At 68.7% G+C, this 9,604-nt stretch carries 11 protein-coding genes; 3 read left to right on the top strand and 8 right to left on the bottom strand.

What is annotated here, in order from left to right:
- Positions 1–412: 412 nt before the first annotated feature.
- The 5 genes from cobM to ACFV2O_RS06460 form a co-directional block, all read right to left on the bottom strand.
- Entirely contained in the window at positions 413–1,159 is a 747-nt protein-coding gene (gene cobM / locus ACFV2O_RS06480; protein WP_379250640.1) for a precorrin-4 C(11)-methyltransferase, read from the bottom strand.
- A gap of 24 nt (positions 1,160–1,183) precedes the next feature.
- Positions 1,184–1,609: a PPOX class F420-dependent oxidoreductase gene (locus ACFV2O_RS06475; protein ID WP_379250638.1), complete on the bottom strand. Its 426-nt coding sequence runs from the start codon at positions 1,607–1,609 to the stop codon at positions 1,184–1,186.
- 175 nt (positions 1,610–1,784) lie between these two features.
- Positions 1,785–2,123, bottom strand: coding sequence for a hypothetical protein (locus ACFV2O_RS06470; protein ID WP_379250636.1), 339 nt, complete (start codon positions 2,121–2,123; stop codon positions 1,785–1,787).
- Between the two features lie 99 nt (positions 2,124–2,222).
- Positions 2,223–2,840 carry a response regulator transcription factor gene (locus tag ACFV2O_RS06465; protein ID WP_355074768.1) on the bottom strand — a complete coding sequence of 206 codons (618 nt, stop codon included), beginning with the start codon at positions 2,838–2,840 and terminating at the stop codon, positions 2,223–2,225.
- Positions 2,837–4,213 carry a sensor histidine kinase gene (locus tag ACFV2O_RS06460; RefSeq protein WP_379250634.1) on the bottom strand — a complete coding sequence of 459 codons (1,377 nt, stop codon included), beginning with the start codon at positions 4,211–4,213 and terminating at the stop codon, positions 2,837–2,839. Before ACFV2O_RS06460 ends, ACFV2O_RS06465 begins: the two co-directional genes overlap by 4 nt.
- A gap of 130 nt (positions 4,214–4,343) precedes the next feature.
- On the opposite strand from ACFV2O_RS06460, the gene ACFV2O_RS06455 reads away from it, so the two are divergent.
- The 3 genes from ACFV2O_RS06455 to ACFV2O_RS06445 all read left to right on the top strand — a co-directional run bounded on the left by ACFV2O_RS06455 (position 4,344) and on the right by ACFV2O_RS06445 (position 7,068).
- Positions 4,344–5,390, top strand: a complete 1,047-nt coding sequence (locus tag ACFV2O_RS06455; protein ID WP_379250632.1) for an ABC transporter permease — start codon at positions 4,344–4,346, stop codon at positions 5,388–5,390.
- Positions 5,391–5,486: 96 nt separating this feature from the next.
- The gene (locus ACFV2O_RS06450; RefSeq protein ID WP_379250630.1) at positions 5,487–6,230 is read left to right on the top strand and encodes an ABC transporter ATP-binding protein; all 744 of its coding nucleotides are present in this window, start codon (positions 5,487–5,489) and stop codon (positions 6,228–6,230) included.
- A gap of 361 nt (positions 6,231–6,591) precedes the next feature.
- Positions 6,592–7,068 (top strand): hypothetical protein, encoded by a 477-nt coding sequence (locus ACFV2O_RS06445; RefSeq protein WP_379250628.1) that lies wholly within the window; start codon positions 6,592–6,594, stop codon positions 7,066–7,068.
- A 9-nt stretch (positions 7,069–7,077) separates the two neighbouring features.
- On the opposite strand, the gene ACFV2O_RS06440 is transcribed toward ACFV2O_RS06445, so the two are convergent.
- The 3 genes from ACFV2O_RS06440 to ACFV2O_RS06430 form a co-directional block, all read right to left on the bottom strand.
- On the bottom strand, positions 7,078–8,010 hold the full coding sequence (locus ACFV2O_RS06440; protein WP_379250627.1) for a hypothetical protein: 933 nt from the start codon (positions 8,008–8,010) through the stop codon (positions 7,078–7,080).
- 41 nt (positions 8,011–8,051) lie between these two features.
- A complete protein-coding gene (locus ACFV2O_RS06435; protein WP_379250625.1) occupies positions 8,052–8,414 on the bottom strand; it encodes a hypothetical protein in 363 nt (120 codons plus the stop codon).
- Positions 8,415–8,704: 290 nt separating this feature from the next.
- Positions 8,705–9,076: a hypothetical protein gene (locus tag ACFV2O_RS06430; protein ID WP_379250623.1), complete on the bottom strand. Its 372-nt coding sequence runs from the start codon at positions 9,074–9,076 to the stop codon at positions 8,705–8,707.
- Positions 9,077–9,604 lie beyond the last annotated feature (528 nt).

The following is a 9,604-nucleotide window of genomic DNA, read 5'->3' as shown; positions in this document are numbered from 1 at the left end:
CCGTAACCTCGCTTCCGGAACACCACGCAAGCGCTCCCCGACCACACCCGGAGAGGGCGCTCCACCTATCCGAGCGTGGCGCCTGCGTCTCCAGGTTCAGTTCTCACATCAAATCAGGCAAAAATGTTCAATTGAACTATCTGTCCAACCGGCCGGGCTCGTTACATGGGCTCGCCCGTGCCCAGCACCCACCGACCGGCTCCGCCGGGACCTTCTTTGCGAATCACCGGATCAATCTACCGTCGCCCCCGGCAGCCGACCAACCAATCGTCATAGCCACTGCGCATCAACGCAGGTAGGTAGGTCGTAAGAGGTTTGCCAGGAGGATGTTGCGGTTCTCACATGCGTCACCCCCGCCCCAAACCGGCGCTTTCGCGCCGCGGGAGGCGGCCGCCTATGGCACCCGCCGTCATTACCCGCGCACCCGCGCCGGGTCGTAGAGGTGGGATTCCGCGCACGACACCGCCGGCGTGAGCGCGCGGCCAACCAGAATCACCGCGGCCTGCCGCAGTCCGGCGGCCTCGACCTGGTCGGCGATGTCGGCCAGGGTCCCACGCAGGATCAATTGCTCGGGCTGGCTGGCGCGGTAGACGACAGCGACCGGGCAGTCCGGGCCGTACTCGGCGGCCAGTTCGGCGGCCGTCGCGCGGGTGCGGGTGACGGCCAGGTGCAGCGCGAGGGTGGCGCCGGTGGCGGCGAAGTTCGCCAGCGCTTCGGACTCGGGCATCGCGGTGGAGCGGGCCTGCGTCCGGGTCAGCACGACCGACTGGACCAGCTCCGGCACGGTCAACTCCGCACCGAGCACCGCCGCCGCGGCGGCATAGGCGGGCACGCCCGGTGTGACATCCCACGGCACCCCGTGCGCGTCCAACCTGCGGGTCTGCTCGGTCAGCGCCGAGTACAGCGACGGGTCGCCCGAGCACAGGCGGGCCACGTCCTGTCCGGCCCGGTCCGCGCGCACCAGACGCTCGGTGATCTGGTCGAGGTCCAAGCGCTGGGTATCGACCAGTTCGGCGTCCGGCGCGCAGTGCGCCAGCACGCCGGGATCCAGATAGGTCCCCGCGTACAGGCACACCGGCGACGCGCGGAGCAACTCGACCGCGCGCACCGTCAACAAATCGGCCGCGCCCGGCCCGGCCCCGATGAAGTGCACGGTCATGCGCGCGAGTGTATTGACCGCCGCTCAGGCGGTGGCGTCGAAGTGGGCGATCACCTTCTCGGGGCGGAGGCGGACGACGAGTTCGCCGGGGACGCCGTTGCGCTTGCCGAATTCCTCGGCACGGTCGGCGCCCATGTAACGGCCGCCGATCTCGGTGGCGGTGCGCAGCAGTTCGCCCGGGTCTTCCGAGAGCGTCACCGTGCCGCGCAACTGGACCGACGCGTAGGGCGGTTCCTCCAGGTCGACGCACACCGAGACGCGGCCGTCCCGGGCGAACGCCTTGCCCTTCGCGGTGGACTTGCCGGTGTTGAACACCAGTTCGTCGCCGTCGACGATGAACCACACCGGCGTCACCATCGGCCTGCCGTCAGCCGTCACGAACGCCACCTTGCCGGTGCGGGTGCCATGGGTCAGAAACTCGCGCACTTCGGGATCGGAAAGAGAGGCCATCCGCTCACCCTAGGTGGTGACTCCGGACAGCTCGGCTCGGTTGGTTCGATCGGCTCCGTTCGGCTGAGTTCGGTCGCGCGATTCACTCGTCGCGTCGGTATCGACCGCGGGGGAAGGCGATCAGCGCGCACCGTGCCGGTCTGCCGACCCACTGGCTGTCTCCGGTGGACTTTCGTCAGCGCTGCCAGTTGGGGTTGGGAGCGGGCTGCTGGGGCCACTGGGCGTTGGGGCCGCCCGCGGCGGGCTGCTGCTGGTACTGGGCGGGGCCCATGCTCTCGGCGTTCGCGCGGGCGAGGAGGTCGGGCACCTGCGGTCCGGCGACCGGTGACGATGCGCCACACCACGTGCACTCCAGGTGATGCTTGGTGCTGAGCGGGAAGAGCGGAATGAAGAAGAGCGTGAACTTCGTGACGAGCTTGCGCAGCGCGTGCGCGGCGGGATTGCCGCAGCGGCCGCAGATCAAGGTGATCATGGCGAGCGTGTGGATACGCTTCTGCCAGCCCCAGATCAGCATGTGAAACCCCCGAAGATAGAAAATCCGATGTCGGTCACAGTAGTCGATCGGCGGAGCTTCGGCTCCGGTGAAGAACGGCCGTTCCCGCGCGCGTCCGCGTCACAGCATGCCGCGCTCGCGGGCCCGCGCCACCGCGGAGGTACGCGAGCGCACGCCGAGTTTTCCGTAGATATGCACCAAGTGGGACTTGACGGTGGTCTCGCTGAGGAACAACTGTTTGGCGATCTCGCGGTTGGACCGACCGTCGGACACCAGCCGCAATACCTCGATCTCGCGCCTGCTCAGCGTGGTGTCGGCGCGGCGCACCCTGGTCATCAACTTGGACGCGACCGCGGGCGAGAGCACGCTGTCGCCCGCCGCGGCCGACCGCACCGCGGAGAGCAATTCGCCGGGCGGTGTGTCCTTGAGGATGTAGCCGCACGCGCCGGCCTCGACCGCGCCGAGGATGTCGGCGTCGGTGTCGTAGTTGGTGACCACGAGAACGTTCGGCGGGCTCGGCAACTCACGCAGCCGCGCGGTCGCCTCGACTCCCGACCGGCCGGACCCGAAACTCAGGTCCATCAGCACGAGGTCGACCGGCGTGGTCGCGCAGAACGCGACGGCGGCCTCCGCGGTGGCCGCCTCGCCGACGACGGTGATGTCGTCGGCGACGTCCAGCAGCGCGCGCAATCCGGCGCGGACGATCGCGTGGTCATCGGCCAGCAGCAGGCGGATCACTCGGAACCCTCCGCGCCGAGGTCGCGCGAGTCCGTGCCTCGGGTGTCCGTTCCGCCCTGGCCGGGCGGACCGGTCTCGGGCCCGCCTTGACTGCCGCACACCGGCCCGACCGGGTCCGAGGCAGTTGATTCCGTCCGGGCCGGTTCCGTGCGCGGCGGATGTGCCATGGCGAGCGGCACCGCGCCATGTTCGCCCGCTTCGAGTTCGGCGCAACCCGAGACAGTGTCGAGCGGAAAGGACACGGTGACTGCCGTGTGCCCCGGCTCGGACTCGACCGCCATGACTCCGCCCCGCTCGTGTACCCGCGATCGCATGGCGGCCAGCCCGAACGATCCCGACGGGCTGCGCTCGAGCACTTCGGGAGCGATGCCGACACCGTCGTCGACCACGTCGAGATGGATCGCGTCGTCCGCATACGTGAGCGTCACGCGCATCCGGCCCGCACCGGCGTGCCGGATCACATTAGAGACCGCGCCTTGCGCGATCCGGACCAGCGCGGCCTCGATCGGCATGGGCAGTCGCTCCGGCGGACCCTCCACAACGAACCTGGTATTCAACCCGGGCGCGGCGGCGCGCTGAGTGATCCGCTCCAGCGCCTCGGCCAGTGACTGTCCCTCCAGCGCGGCGGGAGCCAGTTCGGCGATGAGTCGCCTGGTCTCGGCGAGGTTCTCCGCGGCCGCCTCTCTGGCCAGCCGGATCCGTTGCAGCGCGGGGTGATCCGGCGCTTCCCGCTCGGCCGCGTGCAGCAGCAGTTGAATGGAGCTCAGCCCCTGCGCGACCGTGTCGTGGATCTCGGCGGCCAGCCGCTCCCGCTCGGCGAGCTTGCCCGCCGTGCGTTCCCGTTCGGCCAGTATCGCTCTGGTGCTGAGCAATTCGTCGATCAGTCGCTGTCGTTCCGCGGCCTCGCGGAACAACGCCTGATAACCGAGCCCGATCCCGACCGCGACGGCGGCTCCGATGACCGGGCCGACCACACCGGCCACCGACCAGCCCCGATGCAGGCCGAAGCCGACTACCGCCACGGCGGTCGCGGCGGCCACGGCGCAGAGATTCCATGGGCGCGGCAGCAGGTGCAGGTACAGGAAGAACAGGCCGAACGCGAGATAACCCGCGTCCGGCGCGAGTACGACCAGCCCGAGCCACAAGGCCGTCAGCGCACCGAGCCACACCGGAATCGCGCGCCGTTTCCCCGCGAACCCCGCACCCGCGAAATAGGTCACGAGGAAGGCCGCGGCGAGACCGACGGTCGCGGCCGGATGTGCCGCGCCGGGCAGCACCGCGCGCACGGCGACCACTACCGCCAAACCGGTCATCAGCACGTGCAGGCCGAGCCGCAACGTGGTGAAAACCGGGGTCAACGGGGACGAGTGCACGGTGTCAGCTTATGTACGGCTATCGCCGGGGCATCCATCGAAAGGTGGAAAACCGCCGCCGACTTTCGCTCATCCGCGCTTCCTCCCCCGGCGCGATGGAAACGGCCCGGCGCGGCGTGAGGGTGGAGACATGTTCGTCGCACTCCGAGACCTCCGCGCCGCCCGCGGCCGGTTCGCACTGATCACGCTCGTCGTCACGCTGGTGGCGGTGCTGGTGAGCTTCCTCAGCGGGCTCACGGCCGGGCTCGCGCACCAGAACGTCTCGGCCGTCGAGTCGTTGCCCGGCGATACCGTCGTCTTCGCCGACACCGGCGGCGCTCCCTCGTTCGACGGGTCCATGCTGACCGGAGAGCAGATCGCGACTTGGCGCGCCGCCGCCCGCGGCGTGACACCGGTGGGCATCGCCCGCGGCAAAGCGAACGGTGACGGCTCCGCCCCCGCGCAGGTCGCCCTGTTCGGCACGGACACGGCATTCGGCAACCGCCCGGCGACCGATGCGGGCACGGTGCTGCTCAGTACCGGCGCGGCCGCCGATCTCGGTGCCGCGCCCGGCGGTTCCGTGGTGATCGGCGGCCGCGCGTTCGTCGTGTCCGCCGTGCGTGGCGACGACTGGTACAGCCATACGCCCGTGGTCTGGATGACGCTCGCCGACTGGCAGGCGCTCAACCCTCGTTCCGGCGCGGCCACCGTGCTCGCGGTCTCGGGGGCGACCGATCCGGAAGCGGTGAACGCCACCGCGCACACCCGGACCACCGACTTGTCGGGAGCGCGCTCGGCGATCGGCTCCTACCAGGCCGAAAACGGCTCGCTCACCCTGATGACCGCCCTGCTGTTCGCCATCTCCGCGCTGGTGATCGGCGCGTTCTTCACCGTGTGGACGATTCAGCGGATGCCCGACATCGCCACGCTGAAAGCGCTGGGGGCGACTTCGGGGTCGCTCGTCCGCGACGCACTCGTCCAAGCCGCCACCGTGCTCACGGCCGGTATCGCGACCGGCCTCGGGATCACCGTCGCCGCGGCGGCATTGCTCGGCGACGCGGTGCCGTTCGTGCTGAGCCCGGCCACCACACTGCTTCCCTCGCTCGCGCTGATCCTGCTCGGCTTGCTCGGCGCGGCGTTCGCCCTGCGCTTCCTGTTCACCGCCGACCCGCTCACCGCGCTCGGCGCGGGCCGCTGACCGCAGGCCTCCGCACGGCACGATCGCCGACCGCCGCACCCGGATCGCCTCATCAGCGCACCCGAACCGCCCGACCGCCCTCAGCACGGAGTTCCGATGACACCCACCACCACGCTCACCCTCGCGGACGTGACGCTCACCTACCCCGACGGCACCGGCCGGCTCACCGCCTTGGACCGAGTGAACCTGCGGGTCCGCGGCGGCGAGATCGCCGCCATCACCGGCCCGTCCGGCTCCGGCAAGTCCAGCCTGCTGGCCGTGACAGCCACCCTGATCCGCCCGGAATCCGGGCGCATCCGTCTCGTAACACCCCGGGGCACCGCCGATCTCGCTGACGTGACCCGTCGCGAAGCCGCCGCACTGCGTCGCTCGTCGATCGGCATCGTCTTCCAACAACCGAACCTGATCCCGGCACTCACCGCCGTCGAGCAACTCGAGGCGATGGCGCATCTCGGGCAGCGGATCATCACGTCACGCCGACACCGCCGAACGACCCGCGACCGCGCACTGGCACTACTGGACTCGGTCGGGCTCGCCGACCAGCGAGACAAGCGCCCCGCGCAACTGTCCGGCGGTCAACGGCAACGAGTGAACATCGCCCGCGCCCTGATGAACGCACCGTCCCTCCTGGTGATCGACGAACCCACCAGCGCACTGGACACCGAACGCGGCGCCGCGGTGATCGACCTGATCCTGTCCGTCGCCCACGAACACGCGGCCGCCACCCTCCTGGTCACCCACGACCGCTCCCACCTGCACCGCATGAACGCCGTCTACCGCATGGTCGACGGACGCCTCACTCCGGAGACCGCAACGGCCGCGGCCCCAGTGACGCCATAGGTCGACAGCCGACGGACCGCCCGAGCCGACAACAGAACGCAGCGGACTCCTCGCGCCTCTGACCCTTTCGAGCTCGGCGGACACCTGTCGCGGTTAGTCCGTCGACCAGGTACAGCTCGACGGCGGATAGCAACTCCATTGGTGTACAGCCAGTTTCGCGAGTGGCTGCCGCATGGCTCGCCGCGGTGCCGACTCCGACCGACTACAGCAAGACGCCCGCTGTGCAACCACTCGGATCCAGTCGATCGATACGACGAATCGGAGCACTGCCGGTGGTAGGCGCGGGTTCGATGTACCGCCGGCCGCGAAGACCAGAAGGTAAGGGTTGGCAATTCAATAAGCGTGTGCATATCATCTACTCATGCTTACTAACTCTGGCGAGAACCGTTCCGGCGACCGACACAGCGGCACGGACGAACAGCCGTTTTCCGACGGAACCGTGCTGATGCCCTGGCAGGCCGGGCCGCTGCACGACAGCCGGGGCCCGGTGTTCGTCAGCGTGACCGACTTTCTGGCCGCCTCCGAAGAGGACGTCCAGGCGATCTACAAGACGGGAATGCGGCTGGGCCGGAACTGGCCGGTGATGCACGGCGCGGTCGGCCTGTGGCTGTGGGCCCGGCCGTCGGAGTCACGCGGCGGCTCGATCTCGGTGTGGGAAACCGAGCAGGACATGCGGCGGTTCGTGCGCTGGCCGGTGCACGCCGACATCATGCGGAAATGGCGCGGTCGAGTCGGTCTCGCCACCGACTCGTGGCAGGCCGCCACGTTCGAGAAACAAGAAGTGTGGGCACGGGCGCGCGACACGATCGAGCGGCGACCGCACCCGCAGGCCGGATGACTCAGCGGATCAGGGTGGCAGCACGTTGGCGTCGGCCGGGATCATGCCGAGTTCACGTATCTTCTCCAGCCGGGTCACCGCGCCGCTGATGGCATTGTCGTGCAGACCCGCGTCGCCGAGCGCCGCCCGAAAGCGGTCCATGTCCACATTCTGCACCGCGCGAAAGACATCGTCTTCGAGCCGTTCACCCTTCTGCGCCGTGACGAAGTCGGAATCGATCTCGATTTCGAGCGGCCGAGTCGACAGCGGGAACGATCGACCGTGATCGATGGCCACCACTTCCAACTGCCCACCGCGTTCGACAGTGCGGTAGTTGCCGGGATGGCGATCCATGGCCCCGATGATGTAGTCGAGTACTCCGACCTGCTGTTGCTGAGTTCTCGAATACTCGCCCACCGGCCTGAACGGCTCGGACTCGACGAATTGCTGAATCATGCCCGGCCTGGGCCGGCCGTCGGGTCCTATCACGCCGTCGGTCCGTGCGGTCGGCGGTACTCTGCCGAAGCCGAGCAGTTCGTCCACACGGTATGCCGCGATCTCCCGGCTCGTGAGCGCACCGGGCGCGTGCACGAAAGGTAATCCCGCGTCGTATTTCTCGCCATCAATCGGTTTGTAGACGTTCAATTGCCCGTCGTCGGAGAGCATCTTCCGCACTGTGGTGGAGCTTTTCGCCACGGCTTCTCTCATATCGCCGTCGAAGCCGACATCGGTCGTCAACCGGCGCGCACGCATGGCGGATTCGGCGGCACTGGGCTGGTAATTCCACCTCTGCCGAGCCCCCTGCGCCGGGTGCGACCGCACCTGGGTGCGCGCTTCTTCCACCAGACGCGCGGACCGCTCGTCGACTGCCCGGAACTCGCGAGCACCGAGATCCAGCGTGCTGCTGGTGCGCCGGTAGGTGCCCGCCGCGGTCCGGGTCCCCAGATCGAGGGTTCTGGTCAAGCGCCGGGTGATATTGCGAAGTAGAGGGGTGACAGCATCTCTCACCGAGCGGGCGGCGGGGCCGCGCCGTCCGAGCCCGGTGCTGGGATCGCGGACCAAGGCGTGCGCACGCCGGGCCGCTCCGGCTCGTCCGGGGTTTCATCGATGACGCGGTAATAGCTCATCGCCTGCGCATCGAGCAGCGCGCGCAGGAAACGCGGACCTTCGTCCGGCGTTATTCGCGCGGGCGAATCGAAGACTTTGATACCGCGCTCGTACAGCCTTTCAGCGAGCGGGCATCCGTTCCGATCGGTCACCGCCAGCGTCACGCCACCGCCGGGATCCAACCTGAACTCGGCTACGCGGCGCGTCCGCGAATAACCCACGTCGTAGATCGCGACCAGAGTCGGCGTGTACTCGGCCATGAACCCTCACCTTCACCTGCGACGAACCGCCCGGCAGCGGTCCAACATCCGACCGGAGCGAAGCTGCCGGAGCGGAATGTCGACGTCTCATGAGGGAACTTACTACCGAACGGTCTGTTTATCCCAGCAAGGTCCCGTGCGCTCAGCGCAGGTACATCGCGTCCGAACTCGAAACGACGCTCCGAGTCCGGCGCTGTGCCAGCGAATGCGGCGACGAACGACGGGCACAGCGACTTCTTTCTCGTGCGGGTGCTCCGAACCAGTGGTCTCAGGCCGCGCGAGTTCGCGGATCAGCGCTGCCAGGGCAGGCAGCCCGGGCCCCGGAAACCCGGGTGCGGCGAGGCGGCCGGACGCCGACCGACGATGCCGGGCGGCGGGAGGTGCTGGGAATCGAGCGTGATCAGCGCGCACACCGCCATGATCTCGTCCGCGCGGAATTGCACATGGTCGAGCGCGGGCGTTATCACCGCGACCGCGCCGACGCGGCCGACCACGGTGAGCAGCGCCGCGAGCGAAGCGGGCGCGGTCGGACCGGCGACCAGCGTTCGTGCCAGATCGAAACCCGAGGACTTCGCCATAGCGCGAATTTCCATCTCGTGCCTGCGCGTGCGCTGCCCGGAGATGTCGCGGCGCAGGTACCCGACCACTTTCGGCTTCATCATCACCTCTCGTTCGATGGGAACGCCCGCCGCCGGGGGCTTTCGCCACCGTTCGCGGCTCACCGCGTCCGGAGTGCCGTGCCCCGCACGGCATCACCCCGACGGCGCGCGCATCCCGAGCCTCGAGGAACGGGAGGCGGATAGCCACGCTGTCAAGCGCACGAGACCAGGTGCGCGATATCTGCGGTTGTCGCTCCCCACCTGCGCGATCGTGCTTAAAGTCCGCTCATAACATCGGATTTCGGGTCAGGGGGACGAAAGTGTCGGACAACGAGATCGACGGCATATGGAAGTCGCCGCGCTTCCGCAAGTTGCTCGCCGAGGGACAACCAGGTCGAGCCCTCGCCCTCGTCCGCAAAGAAATGGGGCTATCCCAAGCCGATTTCGGCGCGCTGCTGCACTGGGACCGCACCCACGCCGGACGAGTCGAGCGCGGAGAAGTGGGAACCATCTTCGACTCCGGGAACTGGTCCGTGCCGCCGACGCGCTGGGCGTGCCGCGCACCGCGTTGCTGCCCCTCTTGCTCGCTAC

This window comes from Nocardia sp. NPDC059691, assembly GCF_042733915.1.
Lineage (GTDB): Bacteria > Actinomycetota > Actinomycetes > Mycobacteriales > Mycobacteriaceae > Nocardia > Nocardia sichangensis.
This window is presented reverse-complemented; position numbering and strand designations above follow the sequence as displayed.

Bases quoted from the DNA above. Each gene is read 5' to 3' on its own strand.
- cobM (WP_379250640.1), bottom strand. From the start codon at position 1,159: ATGACCGTGCACTTCATCGGGGCCGGGCCGGGCGCGGCCGATTTGTTG.
- ACFV2O_RS06475 (WP_379250638.1), bottom strand. From the start codon at position 1,609: ATGGCCTCTCTTTCCGATCCCGAAGTGCGCGAGTTTCTGACCCATGGC.
- ACFV2O_RS06470 (WP_379250636.1), bottom strand. From the start codon at position 2,123: ATGCTGATCTGGGGCTGGCAGAAGCGTATCCACACGCTCGCCATGATC.
- ACFV2O_RS06455 (WP_379250632.1), top strand. From the start codon at position 4,344: ATGTTCGTCGCACTCCGAGACCTCCGCGCCGCCCGCGGCCGGTTCGCA.
- ACFV2O_RS06450 (WP_379250630.1), top strand. From the start codon at position 5,487: ATGACACCCACCACCACGCTCACCCTCGCGGACGTGACGCTCACCTAC.
- ACFV2O_RS06445 (WP_379250628.1), top strand. From the start codon at position 6,592: ATGCTTACTAACTCTGGCGAGAACCGTTCCGGCGACCGACACAGCGGC.
- ACFV2O_RS06435 (WP_379250625.1), bottom strand. From the start codon at position 8,414: ATGGCCGAGTACACGCCGACTCTGGTCGCGATCTACGACGTGGGTTAT.
- ACFV2O_RS06430 (WP_379250623.1), bottom strand. From the start codon at position 9,076: ATGATGAAGCCGAAAGTGGTCGGGTACCTGCGCCGCGACATCTCCGGG.